This is a genomic window from Chryseobacterium sp. NG-CE01, assembly GCF_055695505.1.
Window position 1 is genome coordinate 681609 of sequence record NZ_CM146369.1, and the last position, 23955, is coordinate 705563.

Sequence of the window (23955 nt, forward strand, 5' to 3'; positions counted from 1 at the left end):
TTATATATTAACCAATTGATAATCAAATGTTAAATTTATGATCTTCCACTATCTTTCATCCAATCGGCTATTTTTTTATTAAATCCGGCTTCGTGGGTAAGATCCTCAAGTTTAAGATGCATTCGGTATCTCCAGTAATGCGGGAATACAGCAGGATTATTAATTCTTTCATTATCCATTTCAATATTGGCCAGCTGTTTATCGGTTGCCAAAAATTCCTGTATAGGGAAGATCGCAAGCATCGCATCATTGTAAAGATGCTGCTTCATGATGACTTCTGCCAGATGCGGATCCAGATTTTCCGGCGCCTGCCCGTATTGAATCAGCTGAAGATTAAAATACTGTTGGGTGAGCGAAGGATTTTCTTTCCACCATTGTCTCAGCGTTGAGCTGTCGTGGGAAGATGCCGTAACAACATTAAGGTATCCTGCATTTTTAGGATTATAGAAAGGGATGTTATCTGACGGCATTCTCTGAACTTTCAAAGCAACGATGGCCAGCTCGTCCATTACTACGGGAACACAGTCCGGAACCAATCCCAGATCTTCACCGCAGATGAGCATTTTTGTAGCATTTAAAATGACAGGTAATTTTTCCATTGCTTTTTCGTACCAGAGATGATCCTGTCTTTTGAAGAAATAATCGTGGTACAGATCGTAGATTGCTTTCTTTTCCCAATCCGAAAGATACTTGTATGAATCGGTGCGGTATACATTGAATCTCGGGTGGTAAACTACCTGTCCGTTTCTTTCTTCAATTAAAAACAAAACATTGGCGCATAATGATATGAGCTGATTTTCGATCGGTCCGCGGGGATTTTTTTTGAAGAAGTCCGATAGTTTTCTTTGAGTATTGAATTCTTCCTTAAATGAATAAGTACCGTCGTGATTATTATTGATAAACTCAAGAGCATTTCCGCTTTCTTCACCGAAATAGTTCCAAAGAATCTGATCGTTGATATACGGTTTACAGTATCTGTCAAAGTTAAAAGGAATGTGCCATTTGCCAAATTCTTCAAGGGTAACCGGAACTGCAGGGTAAAAATATCCCAGAATTCCCTGTGTAGCGGAAACCGGCATTCTCCAGATTCTGAAAAATCCTAAAATATGGTCAATTCTCATGGCATCAAAATACTGTTCAAGTGCTTTGAATCTGTTTTTCCACCATTTGTAGTCGTCGGCTTTCATGGCTTCCCAGTTATAAGTGGGGAATTCCCAATTCTGGCCTAATTCCGTAAACTGATCCGGTGGTGCACCAGCCTGAAAATCCATTCCGAACAACTCGGGTTCCGTCCATGCTTCTACCGAATACCTGTAAATCCCGATCGGCAGATCACCTTTTACGGAAACACCTAAGCTATGCGTATAATCAATAGCATCCTTTAATTGCCTGTGCAGCTGATACTGTACCCATGCATGAAGCATAGAAGCATCATAATCTTTGCTTTTCGGACTTAAGAACGGAGCAATTTTACCGGGAATATATTTTTTATGCGTTTTCCATTCGTTGAAATTCGGAGTCTTGTATTTATCTCTCAACACACAGAATGCCGCGTAAGGAACCAGCCAGGATTCATTATCTTTAATAAATTTTTTGAAATTCCTGTCTTTATATATTTTCTCTTTATCAGCATCAAAAACCGCTCTCAGATACTTCCATTTCCCTGAGATCATTTTCTCATAATCGATTAAATCGAGAGCATTGAGTTCGGCTTTTTCAGTTTTATATTCAGCAATAAGATTTTCAGGAAGCGGGAAATCAAGCTTTTCCAGAGAAATATATTGGGGATGAAGTGCATATACTGAGACTGCCGCATACGGATAAGAGTCTGTCCATGTATAATTTGCGGTAGTATCGTTGATCGGAAGAATCTGAATAATCCCCAGATTGGTTTGCTGGGCCCAGTCTGCGAGTTTCTTCAGATCTGAAAATTCACCGACACCAAAGCCGTCATCCGTTCTCAATGAAAATATCGGAACGGCAACTCCGGCATCATGATACATCTGGTAAAGTTTGAATTTAAAGTAATGATCTGACACGATCTGCAGAACATCTTTGGATATATTGGGCAGAGCAAAACGGTTTTCACCTGTTTCTACATCGAATACTTTCCCGGCCGCCTTGTCATAGAGGCAATATTTATATTGTATAAATTCGTTTTCAGGAATTTCAACTGAAGTTTCCCAGACTCCATATTCCGTCTGAGACATATGAATGGCCTTATCGTAATCCCAATTTCCGAGGGAAGCGGTACTTCCGAACAGCACAACCGTCCAGTCTGGGTTATAAATAGGTGCCTCAATTCTGAATAAATGGGTATGCTTTTTTAAAACCGATATTTTCTCGGGTCTGAAGGTATTCAGCTTGTTGTAAAGAATTTTATTGTTGAGATAATTCTCAGGAAAGTTTTTATTATTCCAGTGATCGAATATGATAAACTCTTTATAGTTGTGAGGGAAACCAAGTCGGTGCGGAACAAATTCTTCCCGCAGGAGATTTCCTCTTTCATCTACAAGCTGATATTGATAAGAAATAGATTTTGAAAAATAATCTACCTCACATTTCCACTGCCCGTTTTCCTCATAAAACATAGGATGAGTCTGTGATACAGCATCTTCTCCGCTGATAACCAGCTGCAATCTTTCTCCAACTTTTGTACTGTAACCTACATTAAAGTATATCTTCATTTATATTTTTTTATAAAAATACATTATAATATTGTAAAATAAAACTTATTGAATATCAAATATTCATTAAAAAAACCTTCTCAAATTAGTTTGAAAAGGTTTGATTTTTTGTAAAGATAAAGATTATTCTGTTACCAGAATTTTCTTACTGAGCAGCACTTTTCCGGATTCGTCAGTGATATTTACAAGATATGCTCCTCCGATAAGATTTTTAAGATAAACCTGCTGACGAAGTGCGCTGTCTTTTACAAACACATTCTGTTTCAGCACATTTTTGCCGGATAGGTCAAATACATTTAGCGTGATATTTCCTTTTACTGCTTTATCATTAACACTGATGTTAATGAGTTTTTCATCTACCCTTGTCGGATAAATATCAATGTTTGCAAAAACGCTTCCTGATGTAGCTTTATCATTTGCAAAATATTTGCTGGCAAGATCATAAATATGCAGGTTCTGTTCTCCGGGAAGCTGTTTTGCCTGTAAGGTATTCAGGTCAACTTCGTACAATGCAGCACCTTTTGCGCTTGCAATAACAATATTTCCTTTGGAATTGACAGCAGATCCGTTTACTGAATAATTATCAGGAATTCCTGAAATTTTGCCGATAAATTTTGCCCTTAATTCTTTTGCAGTTACTTTGAAAACATTTCCAGAAGCAGAAAAAACATAAAAATTACCTTCGGCATCAGCAATCATATCTCCTCCAAACCCGGTTTCCATAATGGTAAAAGAATTTTTTCCGTTGGAGGCATCATCTGTAACGATTCCCAAATCGTTTACCGTGTACTGATTTCCTTTTCTGCTGATCATCAGAAACTGTGTTCCGGCGTTGTTAATTGCATAAATACTGCCGTCATATCCTGTCGTCATTCTTGTAAAATGAGAATTAATGTCGCAGGCAGTTACTCTGGCTACGTCATTTTCAATGAGGGTAATTTCCCGGGATTTAGCATTTAAAACATAAATATTTGAAGAGAACATTGGCATATACACCAGATTATTGTAAGAATCATAAGCCAGTGTGGCCATGTTTACGGCCTGTGCATTGTTGTAGGTATTCTTGTCTTCGGTGACAGAACCGTTTCGGCTTTGCGAAAAAACTTTCACAGAAGAATCTGCTGTAAAAATCTGCTCACCGGAAATACCTTTTGCAGGATCAATAGCACGGAAATCATTAAAAACAATACTTGGCGTTTCTTTACCAACAAGTGCAAAAAAATCCTGCTGTGCAGAAGCATTAACACCGATTAATAACAAGAACAAAGGGAATAGATGTTTTCTCATAGTCTATAATTTTTATTTTTTAATCATTTTATTATGACTAAGTTACGTATTTTTTGAATTGATTTAAAAAAAATTAAGGTTAAAGAAGAAGTTGAAATGGAGCTCTCTGTCATTTTTAGCGAAAGAATCTCATGCAGATTATATCAGAAATTCTTCATTTCGCTGGTGAACTTCGTTCGTAAACCTTCGGTTTATATTCAGAATGACATTTGCGCACAAAAAAACTCCCACAAAAACAACTGTGGGAGCTTATAACATGAATATTTAAAAATTCTAATTTAAAACATATGTCGTTCCGTCTCGTCCGTCTTTCAGCTCAATGCCTTCTGCAAGAAGCCTGTCACGGATCTGGTCTGAAAGTTCAAAATTTTTCGATTTCCTTGCCTGATTGCGTAATTCGATTAGCACTTTTAAGGTCTGATCCAACTTCTCATTGTTGTTTTCTTCAATGGTCTGAAGCCCTAAAACATCAAATATGAAAGCCTGTAAAGTAGATTTTAAATCTTCCAGATCTTTTGTTGAAATGGTTTCTTTCCCATCATTCAGTGCAAAAATATATTTTACGGCTTCAAATAAATGTGCAATAAGAACGGGAGAATTAAAATCGTCCGTCAGCGCATCATATGCTTTATTTTTCCATTCCTCAAGATTGAAACCGGATTGTTTTTCATCGTTCGGATTGATTGAATGTAAAACTTTAAAGGCTTCCATTAATCTGATAAATCCTTTTTCACTGGCCAGCATCGCATCATTTGAAATATCCAGAACACTTCTGTAGTGCGCCTGCAGAAAGCAGAAACGTACAATTGACGGATGGAAAGGCTTTTCAAAGAAATCGTTTTCACCGGTTACGAGCTGCATCGGCAGAATATAATTCCCTGTAGATTTGCTCATACGCTGGGAGTTCATGGTCAGCATATTGGCATGCATCCAGTAATTTACGGGAGCAGCATCATTGCAGGCTTTCCCTTGTGCTATTTCACATTCGTGGTGCGGAAATTTCAGATCCATTCCTCCGCCGTGGATATCAAATGTTTCCCCCAAGTATTTTGTACTCATTGCCGTACATTCCAGATGCCATCCCGGGAAGCCTTCTCCCCAAGGCGAATTCCATCTCATGATGTGTGCCGGAGAAGCTTTTTTCCAGAGCGCAAAATCCTGCGGATTCTTTTTTTCACCCTGTCCGTCAAGATCACGGGTATTTGCAAAGAGTTCTTCTATATTTCTTTTAGATAGCTCACCGTAATTCAGGCCTCTCCTGTTGTATTCCAACACATCGAAATAGACGGAGCCATTGCTTTCATAGGCAAAACCTCTTTCAATTAATTTTTGGGTAAGTTCGATCTGTTCAACGATATGCCCTGTTGCAGTAGGCTCGATATTTGGCGGAAGTAAATTGAACATTTCCAAAACTTTATGAAAATCTACCGTATATTTCTGTACGATCTCCATTGGTTCCAGTTTTTCCAGACGGGTCTGCTTTACAAATCTATCGTTGTTTACATCGCCGTCATCGGTAAGATGTCCTGCATCGGTAATATTTCTGACGTATCTTACTTTATACCCGAGATGGGTAAGGCTGCGGTAAATAAAATCGAAGGAAAGGAAGGTTCTTACATTTCCCAAATGGACATTGCTGTAAACGGTCGGTCCGCAGACGTACATTCCGACATTTCCATCTAAAATGGGTTTGAATATTTCTTTTTCGCCGGTAAGCGAGTTGTATATTTTTAGTTGCATGATTTTAATTTGATTTAATGATTTTAATTTAGCCCAAAGCTTAAGAATTAAAAGACTTTCATCCTTTAACAGCAGCAGTTGTAACAACAAATTATGGTTGTTACAAATATTTTGTCTGAAACTTTTTTAAATTTTATCATTATTTAAATTTATCACATTTGATTTTGCGAAGCAAATATCATCTTTTAAAATGAGAATATTTTTATAAAATTCGATTAAAATTCGATTTCCTCCGAAATCATAAAACGATTTTTTATCTGAAATTAACTGAGACAATTTTTTATTAATTTCGCTTAAATCACCAAATTCTTCCCTTAGATTATCAATATTTATTAATTCATCTTCGCTGAGATTAACTTTTTCAAGAAATGTTCTGTGAAAAATATTAATCAAAATATCATATATTTCAACAGTAAGAATTTCCAGATGATCTAAACCTTCTTCAAGATTATATGTAACCGAAATGATTTCATCTGTTTTAGAATATATCTCTATTAAATTCTATTCATTTTTTATTAATATAATATTTTCATGAAAAAACAATTGATGATTGTATCTTTCAGAAAGTAATTTTATATTTTTCTTTATGACCTGCGAAAACAAATTAATCAAGTTTCGCATGACTTCCTACGTAATGCAGGAATTCCTGTCTTGTAATAGGATTGGTTCTGAAAATGCCGCTCAATTCTGCAGTAATGGTAGAACTCGCAGTATCTTTAATCCCTCTACAATTGACGCAAAGATGTTTTGCATCAATGATACAGGCTACATCTTTTGTGCCTAAAGATTCTTTTAAAGCATCTACGATCTGCATGGTAAGCCTTTCCTGAACCTGCGGACGTTTTGCATAATAATCTACGATTCTATTTATTTTCGAAAGACCAATTACTTCACCATTGGAAATGTAAGCAACGTGTGCTCTCCCGATAATGGGTAAAAAGTGATGTTCGCAGAATGAATATACGGTAATATCTTTCTCCACAAGCATCTGGCGGTATTTGTATTTATTTGAAAATGTAGAAATCCCGGGCTTATTTTCAGGAAGAAGACCACCGAAAATTTCGTTAACATACATTTTGGCAACCCTTCTTGGAGAGTCTTTCAGGGAGTCATCGGTCATATCCAGCCCGAGTGTTTCCATGATTTCTCCGAAAAGTGCGGTGATTTTTTCTATCTTCTCTTCTGGCGATTTATCAAAAGCATCTTTCCTAATAGGCGTATGTTCTTTTCCAGTGAAAATATCATCGTCGTTGTCAGTAAAATCAACCATTTTTATTTAATTTGCACAAAAATACGGATAAAATCTGTTCGTCATATTTAATTTAGCCGAAAAACATTATCTTTCGCCGCCAACATCATTTTACGCTATGATTATTGCTGAAGAAGTACAAAGCAAAGCCCAGGAAAAGGAATTTTTAGAATTTCCGGGAAGACTTTATCAATACGACCCGAACTATATCAGACCACTGGATAAAGACATAAAAGAAATCTTTAATCCTGAAAAAAACAGATTCTTTAAAAATGGAGAATGCTCCCGGTTTTTGTTTAAAAACAAGGAAAATGAAACTGTAGGAAGAGTTGCCGTTTTTATCAACAATTTTTATGAACAGCAACAACCCACCGGAGGAATAGGTTTCTTTGACTGTATCAACGATCAGGAAACGGCAAATTTCATTTTTAACCATTGTAAAGAGTGGCTGCAAAACAGAGGAATGGAAGCCATGGACGGATCAATTAATTTCGGGGAGCGCGATAAATTCTGGGGCATACTAACAGAAGGCTTTGAACAGCCTTTGTATGGAATGAATTACAACTTTCCTTATTACAAAGAACTTTTTGAAAATTACGGATTCAGGGTATATTTTGAACAACTCTGTTTCTCAAGGCCTATTTTTGCAGAAGTCTCCCGTGTTTTTACCCTTATGCATGCAAAACACCAACGCAATCCTGATATCTCTGCGAAACCTATGAAAAAAAATAACCTGAGCAAATTTGCTAAGGACTTTACGGAGATCTACAATAAAGCCTGGGCTACACACGGTGAAGGAAAATGCATGCAGGAAACTAAGGTTCTGAAGATGTTTAAAATCATGAAACCTATTATAAATGAGCATATTTCATGGTTTGTGTATGAAAAGGAAAAACCTATTGCCATGTGGATGAATATTCCTGATCTGAACCAATGGTTTAAATACCTGAACGGAAGATTCGGTTTACTTCAAAAACTTAAGTTTTTATGGGTTAAAAAATTCAAGAAGAACGAGAAAATGGTTGGCCTTGTATTTGGGGTAGTCCCGGAATGGCAGAAAAAAGGCATTGAGGGATATATGATCTGGGAAGGCACTCAACATCTGAGAAAGCATACCGATTTTAAAGTCACGGAAATGCAGTGGATAGGGGATTTTAATCCTAAAATGATAAAGATTGCCGAAAATCTCGATACCACGGTAACGAGAAAGCTGGCGACATATCGGTATTTGTTTGACCGTGAGAAAAATTTCGAAAAACATCCGACACTTTAAAATCAAAATATAAAACTATGGATTCAATAATTATTTTAATAATCCTTTTTCTTCTCATTATATTTTCAATTCCTGCGATTATTTTTCTGATCGCCTATCTTGCTGCGAGAAGCAGAAAGAAAAAACAGAAGGCATTGCTGGAGAAAATAGGCACTCCTGAATATTACGCCTTTGTTCGGTATAATATGGGAAATACACAGAATGAGTTTTTTAAACTAAAAGCCTTTCAGGGCAGCGGAATTTTATATGTAGAAGGACGCAGTATCTATTTTGAAGATACCCTGCATCAAAATCCACATGTTTTTGCAATGGATGCAAGCAGTATACAATGGCAGGACATCAATATTGTGAATGGATTACTGAAGTGGTTTTCCATAGCAGATCAGGAAAAAAAGTATTATTTCAACATTGAAAGCGGGATGTTTATTTTTACCCTAGATTCTTCCAAACCAACAACTAAAAGCGTATTCGACAGGTTACTGAAGTATCAGAATGAGATCTGATAAATTTAGGCGGCGGCTTCGCCGCCGCCTAAATTTATTGTTAATAACACTTGTCTATTAAAACAGTTCTCCCGCTACTTTCTTGATATTATCACTTTTCCCCATAGAATAAAAATGCAGCACCGGAACTCCGAAGTCCAGCAGTTCTCTGCATTGATTAGCTCCCATTCTATACCAATTTATTTTACGACCTAATTATTTCTGGCGTTTTCGACCTCGCTGGCCTATCAAAAACGATACTATTAGCACACCTGTATGTGCTAAAAAGAATTAAGGCTCAAATAATTATTTTGATTGAGATAATTTATGATAAACAGTCACTTTCTTGGTATAAATATAATATTATCCTATATTTGATATATCTTAATTACAAAATTATAAAAAAATGAAAAAAACGGTTTTAATTCTACTCTTAACAATAAGCTTTTTTTTACAAGCACAATCAGGGTCGCCATTTTCAACATCTACTTTGCCTGATTCACCATCTAACCTTTTTTTAAACACTATTTCTAATAAAGATAAAGGTACATTATCATATGACGATGTTAAAGGATCCCCATATTATAAAAAGGATTTTTCATTGGCAAAAGTAGGAGAGAATTTTGAATCTGCACCGGTAAGATATAATAGTTTTACGGACCAGATAGAATTTCAAAAAGGAGATAAAAATTATGTTTTACCAAAAGAATCTATATTTTCCAATATCGTATTTTTAAATACAAAAGATAGGATGACCTTATTAGAAACAAATGATGAGAACTCAGGCTATTTTTTTGAATTAGTAAACGGAAAATATGGACTTTATAAAAAAGTTAAGACAAAATTTGTTGACGTTAAAAAAGCTGAGAATTCATTTGCCGAAGATAAGCCTGCTTATTTTCTTAACGTAGAACCTTTTTATTATATTAAAACAGAAAAAGGATTTATTAAAGAACCAAAAGCACCTAAAGATGTTATTTCACAAATTCCGGAAAAAGCAGATCAATTAACCGCATTTTTTAAATCCAATAAAATTAGATTTAATAAGGAAGAAGATCTTATAAAACTTACCAATTTCCTGAATCAGAATTAAATATTTACCAAGCGAAAGACCTTGTTGAAATCATAATTTAAGGCGCAGAATCAGATTAAAATCTTAATTCTGCGCCCTTAAAATTATATGAGATTTCTAAAACAGTTCTCCCGCTACTTTCTTGATATTATCACTTTTCCCCATAGAATAAAAATGCAGCACCGGAACTCCGAAGTCCAGCAGTTCTCTGCATTGATTAACCGCCCATTCAATCCCAATTTGTTTTACGGCCTCATTATTTCTGGCGTTTTCGACTTCGTTGATAAGGTCTTCCGGCAGATCTATTTTAAAAACCTGGGGAAGAAGTTTTAGATGTTTCTTGGTGGCAATCGGCTTTATTCCAGGAATAATCGGAACATGAATATTCATTTCACGGGCTTTTTTCACAAATTCAATGAACTTCTTATTGTCAAAAAACATTTGCGTTACGATATAATCTGCTCCGGCATCTACTTTCTGCTTCAGCCATTTTAAATCGTAATTCATGGAAGGTGCTTCAATATGTTTTTCGGGATAACCTGCAACACCAACACAAAATTTATTTTGCTCGTCGCACTCCTGATCTTCATTGTGGAGATATTTGCCTCTTCCCAGATTATTGATCTGATGAACAAGCTCCATCGCACTTCCATGACCTCCGTGAGTCGGCTCAAAATACTGGTGCCCTTTCATCGCATCACCTCTTAAAGCCATAACGTTATCGATTCCGAGGTACATACAGTCTACCAGAAGATATTCTGTCTCTTCTTTGGTAAAACCGCCGCAAAGCAGATGCGGAACCGTGTCTACATTGTATTTATGCTGTATGGCGGCACAAATTCCCAGGGTTCCGGGACGCATTCTTGTAATGCGACGCTCCATTAAGCCGTTTCCTTTGTCGATATAAATATATTCTTCCCTGGAAGTTGTCACGTCAATGAAAGGCGGTTTGAATTCCATCAAAGGATCGATATTCTTGTAAAGATCTTCGATTCCGATGCCTTTTTGTGGCGGGACGACTTCGAGTGAAAATAGTGTTTTCCCGTTTGCGTTTTTTATATGGTCGGTGATTTTCATTAATCTTGTTTGGTTTTGTTTTTTATAAAATCTATAATGTAGTTTACAACTCCTTTTGTAACTTCACTATAAATTTGGTTTTTATCCGTTTCAAATGAAAAAATAGACAAATATTTAGAAGTATTAAAAATGGAATCGTTATCTAAAAGTTCATACTTTATAGTTTTCCTTTTTATTGTTGTTACAAAAAACAATTTTATATTAAATTCTTGTTTAATATGATCATTAAATGATATAAGTATGTCAATATCGTCACTTAGTAACAACTCTTTATCTTTTCTTACTGCATCAATTAAGAGTTTATAGTCTTCTACATTAAATTTTGAGTCAGAATATGAATAATAAGATTCTTGAAAAAGATCTTCAAACTTGTTTAACTTAGGTAACATAAAATTTAGTAAGTTGAGCACATACTCTTGAATAACAAATTCTTGATTGTTTTCAAAACCTAAATTTTTAAACGCACTCACTTGTGATTCTTTTACAAACAAATCAATCTCCTTATCCAAATCATCTGCTTCATTAATATTTTCTCCATTAATTGCTTTCTGCATGATATTAAGACTAAATCCAATATTTTCAGCAAATAGTTTCACTAAGTCTTCATAGATTCCATTATCAGCAATATTCAACGCAGCATAATATTGAACTTTATCTCTATTTTTAATAACAATAACAGGATATTTGTGTTTCATCAAGATAAAATTGCTTAAAATTCTCGCCAATCTTCCGTTTCCATCATCAAAAGGATGTATTGCGGTAAACTTGTGATGAAAAATTGCTGACATCACCAACGGGTGGAGCTTTTCCTCTTCAGCGCTTCTATACCATTCCAGCAGATTATTCATTTCAAAAGCAACATCTTCCGGATTAGTATAATAATGAATATCTCCTGAAACTGTCTTTACATGATTTGGCGAAGTTTTATATTGTCCAACTTTAATTTCTTTTTGAAACTCAATCCCCTCAGGAGAAAATGTTTTTGAATAGTAAGGCTCAACTAAAATTATTTTATGCAGATCTTTGATATCGCTTTCTGAAAGCGGACGATTCTCTTTAATCAACTGAAGCATAAACTCTATAGCTTCATTATGTCCTTTAATATCAAGATGATCTTTAAAAGGCTTTCCTTTTGCTGTCAACCCAAAATTTAGAAATGCAACAGTTTCTCCATAGCTTAATTGATTTCCTTCAATGGCATTAGAATTATAATTCCAGTCTAATTTTAATTTCTGAAAGATCTTATTTTCCAGTTCTGTAGAAAACGGTCGATGAGTATCAATTAATCTTTTTTGCTCATCAATTGATTGTATTACATCTAAATTTTCTAATATTTTGATATTTTTCATAATGCTATTTTAGTTACAAAAATAGATTTTAATCTGCTAAATTCGGTGACAACCATTTTCTTGCTTCCTGTAAAGAAATTCCTTTCCTTACCGAATAATCTTTCAATTGGTCTTCTGCAATTTTTCCCAATCCGAAATATTTGGCATGCGGGCTTCCGAAATAATATCCTGAAACCGAAGCGGTAGGGAACATGGCCAGACTTTCCGTTAAATAAACTCCAATGTTTTCTTCCACTTTCAGGACATCCCAAATAGCATGCTTTTCCAAATGATCCGGACAAGCGGGATAACCGGGAGCCGGGCGGATTCCTTTGTATTTTTCGGCAATTAATTCTTCGTTGGTTAAACTTTCCTGATTGGCGTAGCCCCAATATTCCGTTCTCACTTTTTTATGTAAAAACTCGGCGTAGGCTTCTGCAAAACGGTCTGCCAGCGCTTTTACCATAATGGCATTATAATCATCATTCGCTTTTTCATATTCCTGCGCCAATTCATCGGTTCCGAAACCTGTTGTCACACAGAAAGCTCCTATGTAATCTGTTTTACCTGAATTTTGTGGGGCAATAAAATCACTCAGCGCCAGATAATCTTTTCCTTTTGATCGTTGCGCCTGTTGCCTTAACGTAATGAATTTGGCTATTTGATCATTGTTTTTGTTAAACACTAAAATATCATCCTTTTCATTGGAATTAGCTTTAAAAATCCCGAAAACTGCTTTTGCCGTTAATAACTTTTCATCTAAAATTCTTTTTAAAATTACCTGTGCATCTTTAAACAGTTCTTTAGCCTGATCTCCGACCACCTCATCTTCTAAAATATTCGGATATTTCCCATGAAGATCCCAGCTTCTGAAAAAGGGCGACCAGTCAATAAAAGGCAATAGTTCTTTTAAATCCTGATTTTCAACAACTGTAATTCCTATTTGATTTGGAGCAAAAATTTCTTCGTTATCCCAGTCGATTTTAAATTTATTTTTTCTGGCTTCTTCAATAGAAACGTAATCTTTTTCCACCTGTCTGTTGAGAAACTTCTCCCTGAACTCAGCATAATCACTTTTAAGGTCATCAACGTATTCTTTATTTCGGTCGCCCAATAATGAACTTACCACGTTTACCGCTCTGGAAGCATCGTTCACATGAACCACGGCATTTTTATATTTTAAATCAATTTTTACAGCGGTATGTGCTTTTGAAGTTGTCGCACCACCGATTAGTAAAGGAAAATTTAAATTCTGTCTTTCCAGCTCCTGCGCGATATAGACCATTTCATCCAAGCTCGGTGTGATTAATCCGCTGAGACCAATGACATCTACTTTTTCTTCAATAGCGGTCTGGATAATTTTTTCGGCAGGAACCATCACTCCGAGATCCACAATTTCGTAATTGTTACAACCCAAAACCACACTCACAATATTTTTACCGATATCGTGAACATCTCCTTTCACGGTCGCCATAAGAATTTTCCCGTTGGCAGGTTTTGAACCGTCTTTTTCCGCTTCTATGAAGGGCTGTAAATATGCCACTGCTTTTTTCATCACCCTTGCCGATTTTACAACTTGTGGAAGGAACATTTTCCCGCTTCCGAACAGATCTCCTACAACGCCCATTCCGGTCATTAAATTAATTTCAATAACGTGAAGTGGTTTCTCTGCCTGTTGTCTCGCTTCTTCCACATCTTCTTCAATAAAACGATCAATTCCTTTTACCAAAGCATGCGTAATTCTTTCCTGCAAAGGATGATTTCTCCATTCTAAATCCTCAACTTTTTCTTTTTTTACGGATTTATGCTTTTCCGAATAATCCAGAAGCCTTTCTGTAGCATCTTCTCTTTTGTCCAGAATCACATCTTCAACTAATTCCAGAAGCTCTTTATTAATTTCATCATACACTTCCAGCATCGCAGGATTCACGATTCCCATATTCATTCCGGCCTGAATGGCGTGATACAGGAAAACCGAGTGCATCGCTTCTCTCACCGTGTCATTTCCCCTAAATGAAAACGATACATTGGAAACACCTCCGCTCACGGAAGCATATGGAAGATTCTCACGCACCCACCGTGTTGCTTCAATAAAGTCGATGGCATTTCTGCAGTGTTCATCCATTCCGGTGGCGACCGGGAAAATATTTAAATCGAAAATGATATCTTCTGCCGGAAAATTTAAACGATTCACCAAAATATCGTACGAACGCTTTGAGATCTCAACTCTCCGTTCATAGGTATCGGCCTGTCCCAGCTCATCGAAAGCCATCACAATAACAGCTGCGCCATATCTTTTGATCGCTTTAGCCTGTTTAATAAACTCTTCTTCCCCGCCTTTCAGGCTGATTGAGTTTACTACACATTTTCCCTGCGCTACCTGCAACCCGGCTTCCAGAATTTCCCATTTTGACGAGTCAATCATCAGAGGAATTCGGGCGATATCCGGCTCGGAAGCTATTAAATTTAAAAATCTGATCATGGAAGCTTTACCATCGATCAATCCGTCATCAAAATTAACATCCAGGATTTGGGCGCCACCTTCAACCTGGTGACGTGCAATATCGAGCGCTTCCCCGAATTTTTCTTCTTTTATTAACCGTAAAAACTTCTTTGAGCCGGCAACATTGGTTCTTTCACCAACGTTGATAAAATTACTTTCCGGTGTTATAATCAAAGGCTCAAGCCCCGATAATCTTAAATATTTCATTAAATTATTCTTCTAAAATAAAATAGGCATTGTTTGCATTCTGCCTGAGCAAATCCACATGTTTGCCTAAAGCGGTGGTAATCGGAAATCTTTTGTATGCTAAACCGTGCTCTTTGGCAAACTGCTCAATTTCTTCTGTAATTTCATTATAATAAGCATAACTGTAATTTGGAAAAAGATGGTGGGCAACATGAAAATTGAAATTTCCCAGCACGTTTCTTACAAACCAGTTATTTTCCTTTAAATCATTGGTCACTTCAAACTGATGATGGAGCCAACTAAAAGGCAGTCCGTTTTTTTCATCCAGTTTCGGGAAAGCATTGTCGGGCAGCGGATGCAATGGAAGCAACACGAAAAGTGCAAATATGCTCGCAGCAATCACCTGTAAAAACCATGCTCCCAGAGCCAGCCCAACTGATACATTAAAAAACAGGACCGGAATTCCTATCTGATAAAAAAAATAGAACAGCTTATAGGCGATCATTTTTACTTTTTCTTTTACCGGAATTGCTCCCTGCGTTTTCAGGATCACACGATCGTTATCAAAAAAATCCCTGAAGTCTCTGATAAACATCCAGTTGAATAAATACAGCGGATAAACGAGGAAGAAAAACCTGTGCTGATACTTCTGAACGCCTTTTGCCTTAATCCACGGAACTATTAAAAGTACGCCGCTCTGTTCGATATCGGTATCCCAGCCGTCAACATTGGGATAAGCGTGGTGGCTTGCAATATGTCTTTTTTTCCAGATATATGAATTGGCACCTACAAAATCAAAGATCTGCAATACCCAACTGTTGAGTTTTTTGCTTTTAAAAATATTGTTATGCGCTGCTTCGTGAATCAAATTAAGATAGATCAGCACCAAGGATAATCCCATCAAAATAAAACTTAAAATATACAACCAGGAATTTTCTGCATTGAGCAATGCAAAAACATACAATCCTAAATACAGCATAGGCAATACAATGGCTTTCATCTGAATATAAAAATCCCGGTTTTCAGGAATTGCTTCTACCCGCTGGTTCACTTTTTTTCTTAATTCATTAAACAATTTCGCATCCTCTGAATCTTTTAAGTAAATAGGTTTTTCCATTATATTTAAATTTTGTGTGATACTTAAAGATAATATTAAAAACTATTCCTTTACGCTGGATTTAATTAAAAAATTCTATTAAATCAGACAAATTCTTTCAATTTTCTTGGCGTGTACTGAGCAACGAGGTCAGCAATTGCTTTAATATGCTCGGGTGTTGTTCCGCAGCATCCTCCGATAATGTTGATCAATCCTTTTTCCGCATATTCTTTGATCTGGGCAGCCATATCTTCAGGCGTTTCATCGTACTTTCCGAAAGCATTGGGAAGCCCCGCATTCGGATAGGCAGAAACATAGAATTCTGAATTGTGCGCGAGCGTTTCCAGATACGGTGTTAACTGATTGGCTCCCAAAGCACAGTTGAAACCTACACTTAATAAATTCAGATGTGAAACGGAGATTAAAAAAGCTTCCGCGGTTTGTCCGCTCAGTGTTCTTCCTGACGCATCGGTAATGGTTCCTGAAACCATGATGGGTATTCTGATTTCTCGTTCATCCTGAATCTCATCTATGGCAAAGAGAGCTGCTTTTGCATTCAGGGTATCAAAAATGGTTTCCACTAATAAAATATCTGAACCCCCGTCCAGCAAGGCTTCACACTGCTGTTTGTAGGCCACTCTCAATTCCTCGAAAGTGATAGCTCTGTAGCCGGGATCGTTCACATCCGGACTGAGACTTGCCGTTCGGTTGGTAGGTCCTATTGAACCGGCAACAAATCGCGGTTTATCAGGATTTTCAGCGGTGAATTCGTCACACACTTTCCTGGCAATTTTTGCGGATTCGAAATTTAATTCATAAACCAGATCTTCCATATGATAATCTGCCATCGCAATGGTTGTTCCGGAAAATGTATTGGTTTCAATGATATCTGCGCCTGCTTCAAGGTATTTCCTGTGCACTTGTTGTATTGCCTGGGGCTGCGTTAAAGACAACAGATCATTGTTACCTTTTACAGGATGTTCCCAGTTTTTGAAGCGTTCACCACGATAATCTTCTTCTTCAAATTTATACCGCTGAAGCATGGTACCCATGGCTCCGTCGAGAATTAAAATTCTTTCGGATAATGCTTTGTATAATTGTTCTGAATTTTTCATTTTTTATATTTTTCCCATAGGTTACACCTACGGCTATTATTGTTGAACCCTTCAGGTTCGTTGTTAATTCAATGCTTGTTTCAAGTCAGCAATAATATCATCTACATTTTCTAAACCTACTGAACACCGTACTAAACCTGTCGTGATGCCCACTTCATTCCTTTCGTGATCGGACAATTTGGAGTGCGTTGTTGATGCCGGATGCGTAACAATTGTTCTTGTATCGCCTAAATTTGCAGAAAGTGAACACATTTTTATTTTATCTAAGAAGTTCCTTCCCCCTTCGATTCCGCCTTTGATTTCGAAGGCTACGATATTTCCACCCAACTTCATCTGCTTTTTTGCAATTTCATATCCCGGATGAGATTTGAGGAAAGGATATTTCACCAATTCTACATTGGGATGAGTTTCCAGAAATTCGGCGACTTTCAAAGCGTTTTCACAATGTTTTTCAACACGTATTGCTAATGTTTCCAAGCTTTTAGATAACACCCATGCGTTGAAAGGCGACATTGCCGGACCTGTATTCCTTGCAAAGAGGTAAATTTCGCGAATCAGATCTTCTCTTCCGACTGCTACTCCACCCAGAACACGACCCTGTCCGTCAATTAATTTGGTCGCGGAATGTACCACGAGGTCTGCTCCGTATTTGATTGGCTGCTGTAAATAAGGCGTTGCAAAACAGTTGTCTACAATAAAAATTAAGTTGTGCTTCTTTGCAATCTGTCCGAAAAATTCTAAATCCAAAACCTCAATTGCCGGATTGGTAGGTGTTTCCAGATATAAGATTTTTGTATTGGGTTGAATATATTGTTCCACATTTTCTGCATCTTCCGCTTTGAAATACGTTGTTTCGATATTCCATTTCGGAAAATATTTGGTAAATAATGTGTGCGTAGACCCAAAAACGGACTGACAGCTTACGATATGATCTCCCGCATTAAGTAAAGCTGCAAATGTTGAATAAATCGCCGCCATTCCCGTTGCGAAAGCATATCCCTCTTCTGCGCCTTCCATTTTGGCAATTTTCTCTGTAAATTCTGTTACATTCGGGTTTGAAAAACGGCTGTACAGATTTTTCTGTTTTTCTTCGGCAAAACTCGCCCTCATATCTTCCGCATCCTGAAAAATAAAACTGGACGTTAAATATAAAGGTGTTGAATGCTCATCAAACTGAGTTCTTTCCGTTTGTGTTCTTATAGCGTAGGTTTCAAAATTATAATTTTCCATATTTTTTTGAAACCTTCAAGGTTTTAAAAACCTTGAAGGTTTGTTTAGGTTGTTTAATTTATTTGTTCCATAGGTTTCACCTACGGCTATTGATATTGAACCCTTTCGGGTTCAAATTATTTGTCCTATTTCGTTTCACTCACTCTTAAAATATCTCCAAAAACCCCTCTTGCGGTAACTTTGGCTCCGGCTCCGGCGCCCATGATGACGATGGGATTTTCGCCATAACTTTCCGTGTAAATTTCAAAGATGGAGTCTGATCCTTTTAACTGTCCTAAAGCGGAGGTTACCGGAACGGAAATCAGTTTCACGTCAAGCTCCCCTTTTTCTTTTTGTAAATCGCCGTGAAGATCTCCGACATATCTTAATACATGGCCGGATTTCTGATTGTTTTTGATTTTTTGATATTCTTCATCCAACTCATTTAGCCTTGAAAGAAATTCCGTTTTTGAAACGGAAAGCAAGCTTTCAGGAACTAAATTCTGAATATTGATGTCCTCAAATTCATTGATTAAATCTAATTCTCTCGCTAAGATCAATAATTTTCTTGCGACATCATTTCCGGATAGGTCTTCTCTTGGGTCCGGTTCCGTATATCCTTTTTCCAGTGCTTCATTGATAATCGTTGAAAATGCATCATCCCTCAAGGAAAAATTATTGAAAACATAACTCAGTGTTCCGGAAAAAACACCTTTGATTCTTGTAATATTTTCTCCTGACAGGTGTAAAAGCTTTATGGTGTCAATTAAAGGCAATCCAGCGCCTACATTGGTTTCGTAGAGATAACGTCTGTTGTTTTTGTTCAACGTATATCTTAGCTGACGGTATTCTGAAATTGGGAGGGTATTAAAAATTTTATTGGAAGAAACCAGGTCAAAACCATTTTCTGCCAGCGTATGGTAATTTTTAACAAAATCTTTACTCGCCGTATTATCAACAACGATTAAATTTTCAAGTTGATTTTCTTTTGAAAAACTGATCAGCTGCTGAACATCAGAGGGACTTTCTGCTGTCATAACCTCATCATTCCAGTTGCTGTCAAAACCTTTTTTGTTGAAAGCTATTTTTCTGGAATTGGCAACAGCTACTACTTTAAGATCGATTTTTTTACGTCTTTTAATTTCTTCTGAAGACTCCAGAACCTGCTCTATTAAAGTCTTTCCAACGTTTCCATGGCCTATAATTGCCAGATGAACTGTCTTAGGCTTTTTAGAAATTTCAGATTCTATGATATTTTTAGCCTTCTCGTCCTGCGAAGATGTAACCACAATATTGACTCTTTTTTCTGCTGCAATTTGATTTAAAAGCAAAGGAAAAACATTGTTTCTTGCCAATTCTGCCAATACTTTATTGAAATCTTCCGCAACAAAGCCTAAAACCGATACGTTATTGATACTGTAAATCTGGGAAACCTTGCCCGATTTTCTTTCTGCTTCAAATTCATCAATCAGACAATTCACTGCTTTTTCGGAGTCGCTTTCCTGTACAAGAATAGAAATTCCGTTTTCTATGGCCTGCTGGGAAATAACGCCAACACTGATTCTTGCCAACGTAAGCGCTTTAAATATCCGTCCGTCAATCCCGATTTCCCCTAAGAAATCTTCTCCTTCAAACTTAATGATGGATCTGTTTCTCAAAAATTTTATTTCGTTTGCATTGCTTTTCATCTCCTACAAAATATTTTTAATGATCGTATTTAATTGTTCGTATTCCATTAAGAAGGCATCATGCCCGTGAATTGATTTGATTTCATGATAGAATACATTGTCTTTATTTTCCTTTAATTTTTCGAAGCACATTCGGATTTCTGTTGCAGGAAAGAAAAGATCCGTATCTACTGCGATAAGATGGATTTGAGCTTCTATCTTTTCCAATTGAACTTCGTCAGCATTAATATTCATCAGCAAATGATTCATTAACTTATAAGATTTTAAACTAAATCTCTCGTTTAAAGCATTTCCGTGGTAAATCAGCCAATCTTCCGATTCCAGCCGCTGTTTTTCCTGATTGAATTTATTTTGAAATCTGTTGTTTAAGGATTCCGGTGTCCGGTAGCACAACATGGCATGGATTCTTGCTTTTTGTAACGGTTCATCATTCTGATTTAACAAAAATTTCTGAACCAGACATTGTGCATGCAGCCAGTCGTGGGTTTTATAATCGCAGGCAACAGGAATAAAAATTTCTGTGAGTTGAGGATTTTTTGCCAGCATTTCCCAGCCAATTCCTCCTCCAAGAGAACCTCCGATAATGGCGTGTAATCTTTTAATATTTAAAATTTCAAGACCCCGCAAAAAAATATTGGCGATATCTGATGATGTAAAATCTTCGCAGTCATCGATAAAAAAATTATCGTAGCCATTTCCCGGAATATTGAAGCATAAGACGGTGTATTTTTCCGTATCAATCACCTGATTTTTACCGATCAGCTTTTTCCACCAGCCCTTCTCTCCAGCAACATCCGAATTTCCGGTTAAGGCATGATTTACCAGAACAACAGGTGCAGAAAACAAGTCTTTCCCGAAAGGCTGATAGCTCAACGGGATATTGTACTCCTTACCGGAATGGGTGTGATACGAAAAATTAATATGTCTTAGTTCTGCTTTCAATTTTATTTATTTTAAATACAATTGAAAATGCCACAGGAAATGGCTGAAAAGAACTTCAGGTAAGTTATCTGTCCAAATTATTTGGTAGAACGTAGCACCTTCTCTGCTTGCGCAAAGGGTTGCTAAGGTTTCATCGGGTCTAATCCCTCAACCTTTCTTGATAACATTTTCAATATTTGAATGAACGAATGGTGCAAAGATAAAACTTTTATTTTAATTTTTTATAAAAATTTAACTTAACATCTCCAGAGCCCATTAGGAAAGGCTTTTTCGGAAAATATTAAGTTTAATTCAAATTTGGGAAGTTGGAATTTTTTGACAAAAAAACTACCTTCGTAATGAAAATGATGAGATATGATTGCTGAAAAACAAAGACTACAAGATACAGACTGGAAAAACTGGGGGCCGTACGTAAGTAACCGGCAATGGGGAAATGTACGGGAAGACTACAGTTCCAACGGCGATGCGTGGAATTTCGCCAACCACAATAATGCGGAGAGTTATGCTTACCGCTGGGGAGAAGAAGGTATTGCCGGAATCTCAGATGCTAAGCAGATTTTTTGTTTTGCTCTTTCTTTCTGGAATAAGAAAGACAAAATGGTAAAAGAGCGCTTTTTCGGGTTGAGCAATCCTCAGGGGAATCATGGTGAAGACATTAAGGAGATTTTTTATTATCTGGACAACACGCCCACGCACAGCTATATGAAAATGCTGTATAAATATCCCATTAATGCCTTTCCGTATGATGAGATCCGGGCTGAAAATGCGAAAAGGAGCAAAAAAGAACCTGAATACGAAATCTTCGATACCGGAATTTTTGATAAGGATGAATATTTTGACATCTTCATTGAATATGCTAAGGCAGACCATAATGATTTTCTGGTACGGGTAACCGTTTTTAACCGAAGCGGTGTCGATGCACCTCTTGTTGTAGCACCTACGATATGGTTCAGAAACAACTGGAAATGGGGATATAATACCTATAAAGGAGAGACGAATGCTTCTCATGAAGGCTGCATCAATATTTTGCACGACAGTATTGCCATAAAAAAGTTCTACTCAAGAGATACCGATGCAGAAAGTGTTTTCTGCGAAAATGAAACCAACACTCCAAAACTATACGGAGCTCCTTATCCCGGGAATACTTATTTTAAGGACGGAATCAATGATTATATTATTTACGGAAGCAACACTATAAATCCTGAAAAACGGGGAACCAAAGCTTCATTTCTTGTGGATGGAATCATTGAAGCCGGCAGCTCAAAATCTTTTGATTTCAGGCTTTCCCCACAGGATCTTGATGAGCCTTTCGAGAATTTTGATGAAATATTCAGTTCCAGAATTGAAGAAGCGAATGAATTTTACGAGGAAATCCAGAATGATGTAGTTGACGAAGATGAGAGAAATGTACAAAGACAGGCTTTTGCAGGACTTCTATGGAACAAGCAGTTTTATCATTACAACGTAGGCAAGTGGCTTAAAGGTGACCCCAACTATGCCGCTCCAAGAGATTTTAATAATTACGTACGAAATACCGAATGGAATCATCTCCACAATAAAGATATCATCTCAATGCCCGATAAGTGGGAATATCCGTGGTACGCTACCTGGGACCTTGCTTTTCATTGTGTTCCATTTTCCATTATTGATGCAGAGTTTGCAAAGGGACAGCTTCTATTGCTTACAAAGGAATGGTATATGCATCCGAACGGACAGCTTCCTGCCTATGAATGGAATCTGAGTGATGTAAACCCACCGGTACATGCATGGTCCTGTTTCAGGGTTTTTAAAATTGATGAGAAGCAAAACGGCAAACCTGATCTTTTATTTTTAGAAAAAGTCTTTCAGAAGCTGCTTCTTAATTTTACCTGGTGGGTAAACCGGAAAGATAAAAACGGAAAAAACATCTTTGGAGGAGGATTTCTGGGGCTTGATAACATCGGTGCTTTTGACCGGAATATGATCCTGAAAGACGGGCAGCATCTGGAGCAGGCTGACGGAACGAGCTGGATGGCCATGTATGCCCTGAATATGATGCGTATTGCCATGGAGCTGGCTCAATATTATCAGGTGTATGAAGATATGGCGATTAAATTTTTTGAACATTATCTTTACATTGCTGAAGCGATGGAAAATCTGGGTGAAGGAACAAAAGGCCTATGGAATGAAGAAGACGGATTTTTCTACGACGTTTTACAGCTTGGAAACGGCGACAGTGTCTCTCTGAAACTGAGAAGCATTGTAGGCCTTATCCCGATGTTCGCGGTAGAAATTATAGATCATCACCTACTGGACAAAATGCCGAATTTTGTTGAAAGAATGGAATGGGTGCTGAAAAATAAGCCTGAACTTACGAAACTGGTTTCTCACTGGGAAGAGGAAGGCCAGGGAAGAAAACATTTAATGAGTATTCTGAGAAAGACAAGGCTGACAAAAGTTCTGAGCAGAATGCTTGATGAGAAGGAGTTTTTAAGTGATTACGGAATACGGGCTATGTCCAAGGTATATGAAGATAATCCGTTTGTGTTTTCGGTACACGGAACGGAAAACATTGTTTATTACACACCAGGAGAAAGTGACAGCCGGATGTTTGGAGGAAACAGCAACTGGAGAGGACCGATTTGGTTTCCGATCAATTTTCTTATCGTGGAAAGCTTACAGAGATTCCATTTTTATTACGGAAACAGCCTGAAAGTAGAACTTCCTACAGGAAGCGGTAACAAGAGAAATCTTGATGAAGTGGCACACAATATAAGCAACAGGCTCTGCTCTATTTTCCTCAAGGATGAAGTAGGCCAGCGTCCTTTTAACGGAGGAAATGCCAAATTCAACTATGATGAAAATTTCAAAGATTATATTACTTTTTTTGAATATTTCCATGGCGACAACGGCAGAGGAATAGGAGCCTCTCATCAGACCGGATGGACAGCTACCGTTGCAAAGCTGATGAAACCGAGAATGCCATTTTAAAATTCTACAAATCATAACAAGAGGCTGTCTCAAAAGGCAGTCTCTTTTGTT

General features: G+C 37.1%; 17 protein-coding genes, 1 pseudogene and 1 riboswitch. Of the genes and pseudogenes, 4 read left to right on the forward strand and 14 right to left on the reverse strand.

The annotated features are described in order from the left end of the window. Positions 1-35: 35 nt before the first annotated feature. From ACYT6F_RS03315 to folE, 5 genes are all read right to left on the reverse strand, one after another. The gene (locus tag ACYT6F_RS03315) at positions 36-2687 is read right to left on the reverse strand and encodes a 4-alpha-glucanotransferase (protein WP_472599882.1); all 2652 of its coding nucleotides are present in this window, start codon (positions 2685-2687) and stop codon (positions 36-38) included. A 123-nt stretch (positions 2688-2810) separates the two neighbouring features. Then, positions 2811-3974: a T9SS type A sorting domain-containing protein gene (locus tag ACYT6F_RS03320; protein ID WP_472599883.1), complete on the reverse strand. Its 1164-nt coding sequence runs from the start codon at positions 3972-3974 to the stop codon at positions 2811-2813. A 273-nt stretch (positions 3975-4247) separates the two neighbouring features. Beyond that, positions 4248-5714 (reverse strand): cysteine--tRNA ligase, encoded by a 1467-nt coding sequence (cysS, locus tag ACYT6F_RS03325; RefSeq protein WP_472599884.1) that lies wholly within the window; start codon positions 5712-5714, stop codon positions 4248-4250. Positions 5715-5840: 126 nt separating this feature from the next. Further along, positions 5841-6107 carry a hypothetical protein gene (locus ACYT6F_RS03330; RefSeq protein ID WP_472599885.1) on the reverse strand — a complete coding sequence of 89 codons (267 nt, stop codon included), beginning with the start codon at positions 6105-6107 and terminating at the stop codon, positions 5841-5843. Between the two features lie 211 nt (positions 6108-6318). Then, positions 6319-6984, reverse strand: coding sequence for a GTP cyclohydrolase I FolE (folE, locus tag ACYT6F_RS03335; protein ID WP_283422001.1), 666 nt, complete (start codon positions 6982-6984; stop codon positions 6319-6321). Positions 6985-7081: 97 nt separating this feature from the next. On the opposite strand from folE, the gene ACYT6F_RS03340 reads away from it, so the two are divergent. Further along, the gene (locus tag ACYT6F_RS03340; RefSeq protein WP_472599886.1) at positions 7082-8236 is read left to right on the forward strand and encodes a hypothetical protein; all 1155 of its coding nucleotides are present in this window, start codon (positions 7082-7084) and stop codon (positions 8234-8236) included. A 17-nt stretch (positions 8237-8253) separates the two neighbouring features. Then, entirely contained in the window at positions 8254-8739 is a 486-nt protein-coding gene (locus tag ACYT6F_RS03345; RefSeq protein WP_472599887.1) for a hypothetical protein, read from the forward strand. Between the two features lie 57 nt (positions 8740-8796). On the opposite strand, the pseudogene ACYT6F_RS03350 reads toward ACYT6F_RS03345, so the two are convergent. Further along, positions 8797-8918 (reverse strand): annotated as a pseudogene (locus ACYT6F_RS03350) (methylenetetrahydrofolate reductase [NAD(P)H]); the annotation flags it as partial. Positions 8919-9124: 206 nt separating this feature from the next. On the opposite strand from ACYT6F_RS03350, the gene ACYT6F_RS03355 reads away from it, so the two are divergent. Then, the gene (locus ACYT6F_RS03355; RefSeq protein ID WP_472599888.1) at positions 9125-9811 is read left to right on the forward strand and encodes a hypothetical protein; all 687 of its coding nucleotides are present in this window, start codon (positions 9125-9127) and stop codon (positions 9809-9811) included. A 96-nt stretch (positions 9812-9907) separates the two neighbouring features. Here the strand turns inward: ACYT6F_RS03355 and metF are convergent, their stop codons facing one another. The 8 genes from metF to ACYT6F_RS03395 all read right to left on the reverse strand — a co-directional run bounded on the left by metF (position 9908) and on the right by ACYT6F_RS03395 (position 20934). Further along, complete coding sequence (metF, locus tag ACYT6F_RS03360) at positions 9908-10867, reverse strand: methylenetetrahydrofolate reductase [NAD(P)H] (RefSeq protein ID WP_472599889.1); 960 nt, start codon at positions 10865-10867, stop codon at positions 9908-9910. Beyond that, a complete protein-coding gene (locus ACYT6F_RS03365; protein ID WP_472599890.1) occupies positions 10867-12216 on the reverse strand; it encodes a Fic family protein in 1350 nt (449 codons plus the stop codon). Before ACYT6F_RS03365 ends, metF begins: the two co-directional genes overlap by 1 nt. Before the next feature lie 28 nt (positions 12217-12244). Then, positions 12245-14905: a methionine synthase gene (metH, locus tag ACYT6F_RS03370; protein ID WP_472599891.1), complete on the reverse strand. Its 2661-nt coding sequence runs from the start codon at positions 14903-14905 to the stop codon at positions 12245-12247. A 4-nt stretch (positions 14906-14909) separates the two neighbouring features. Continuing rightward, positions 14910-16001 (reverse strand): fatty acid desaturase family protein, encoded by a 1092-nt coding sequence (locus ACYT6F_RS03375; protein WP_472599892.1) that lies wholly within the window; start codon positions 15999-16001, stop codon positions 14910-14912. A gap of 83 nt (positions 16002-16084) precedes the next feature. Beyond that, positions 16085-17095 carry a homocysteine S-methyltransferase family protein gene (locus tag ACYT6F_RS03380; protein ID WP_472599893.1) on the reverse strand — a complete coding sequence of 337 codons (1011 nt, stop codon included), beginning with the start codon at positions 17093-17095 and terminating at the stop codon, positions 16085-16087. A gap of 63 nt (positions 17096-17158) precedes the next feature. Continuing rightward, positions 17159-18325 (reverse strand): O-succinylhomoserine sulfhydrylase, encoded by a 1167-nt coding sequence (locus ACYT6F_RS03385; protein ID WP_472599894.1) that lies wholly within the window; start codon positions 18323-18325, stop codon positions 17159-17161. A 125-nt stretch (positions 18326-18450) separates the two neighbouring features. Next, positions 18451-19992, reverse strand: coding sequence for an ACT domain-containing protein (locus tag ACYT6F_RS03390; RefSeq protein WP_472599895.1), 1542 nt, complete (start codon positions 19990-19992; stop codon positions 18451-18453). 3 nt (positions 19993-19995) lie between these two features. Beyond that, on the reverse strand, positions 19996-20934 hold the full coding sequence (locus ACYT6F_RS03395; protein WP_472599896.1) for an alpha/beta fold hydrolase: 939 nt from the start codon (positions 20932-20934) through the stop codon (positions 19996-19998). Between the two features lie 61 nt (positions 20935-20995). After that, a riboswitch (SAM riboswitch) is annotated at positions 20996-21101 on the reverse strand. Between the two features lie 187 nt (positions 21102-21288). On the opposite strand from ACYT6F_RS03395, the gene ACYT6F_RS03400 reads away from it, so the two are divergent. Continuing rightward, positions 21289-23904, forward strand: coding sequence for an MGH1-like glycoside hydrolase domain-containing protein (locus ACYT6F_RS03400; protein WP_472599897.1), 2616 nt, complete (start codon positions 21289-21291; stop codon positions 23902-23904). Positions 23905-23955 lie beyond the last annotated feature (51 nt).

Coding starts and splice junctions, on each gene's coding strand:
- ACYT6F_RS03315 (WP_472599882.1), bottom strand. CDS start 2,687: ATGAAGATATACTTTAATGTAGGTTACAGTACAAAAGTTGGAGAAAGA.
- ACYT6F_RS03390 (WP_472599895.1), bottom strand. CDS start 19,992: ATGAAAAGCAATGCAAACGAAATAAAATTTTTGAGAAACAGATCCATC.
- ACYT6F_RS03365 (WP_472599890.1), bottom strand. CDS start 12,216: ATGAAAAATATCAAAATATTAGAAAATTTAGATGTAATACAATCAATT.
- ACYT6F_RS03355 (WP_472599888.1), top strand. CDS start 9,125: ATGAAAAAAACGGTTTTAATTCTACTCTTAACAATAAGCTTTTTTTTA.
- ACYT6F_RS03320 (WP_472599883.1), bottom strand. CDS start 3,974: ATGAGAAAACATCTATTCCCTTTGTTCTTGTTATTAATCGGTGTTAAT.
- ACYT6F_RS03380 (WP_472599893.1), bottom strand. CDS start 17,095: ATGAAAAATTCAGAACAATTATACAAAGCATTATCCGAAAGAATTTTA.
- ACYT6F_RS03340 (WP_472599886.1), top strand. CDS start 7,082: ATGATTATTGCTGAAGAAGTACAAAGCAAAGCCCAGGAAAAGGAATTT.
- cysS (WP_472599884.1), bottom strand. CDS start 5,714: ATGCAACTAAAAATATACAACTCGCTTACCGGCGAAAAAGAAATATTC.
- ACYT6F_RS03345 (WP_472599887.1), top strand. CDS start 8,254: ATGGATTCAATAATTATTTTAATAATCCTTTTTCTTCTCATTATATTT.
- ACYT6F_RS03375 (WP_472599892.1), bottom strand. CDS start 16,001: ATGGAAAAACCTATTTACTTAAAAGATTCAGAGGATGCGAAATTGTTT.
- ACYT6F_RS03400 (WP_472599897.1), top strand. CDS start 21,289: ATGATTGCTGAAAAACAAAGACTACAAGATACAGACTGGAAAAACTGG.
- metF (WP_472599889.1), bottom strand. CDS start 10,867: ATGAAAATCACCGACCATATAAAAAACGCAAACGGGAAAACACTATTT.
- folE (WP_283422001.1), bottom strand. CDS start 6,984: ATGGTTGATTTTACTGACAACGACGATGATATTTTCACTGGAAAAGAA.
- metH (WP_472599891.1), bottom strand. CDS start 14,905: ATGAAATATTTAAGATTATCGGGGCTTGAGCCTTTGATTATAACACCG.
- ACYT6F_RS03385 (WP_472599894.1), bottom strand. CDS start 18,325: ATGGAAAATTATAATTTTGAAACCTACGCTATAAGAACACAAACGGAA.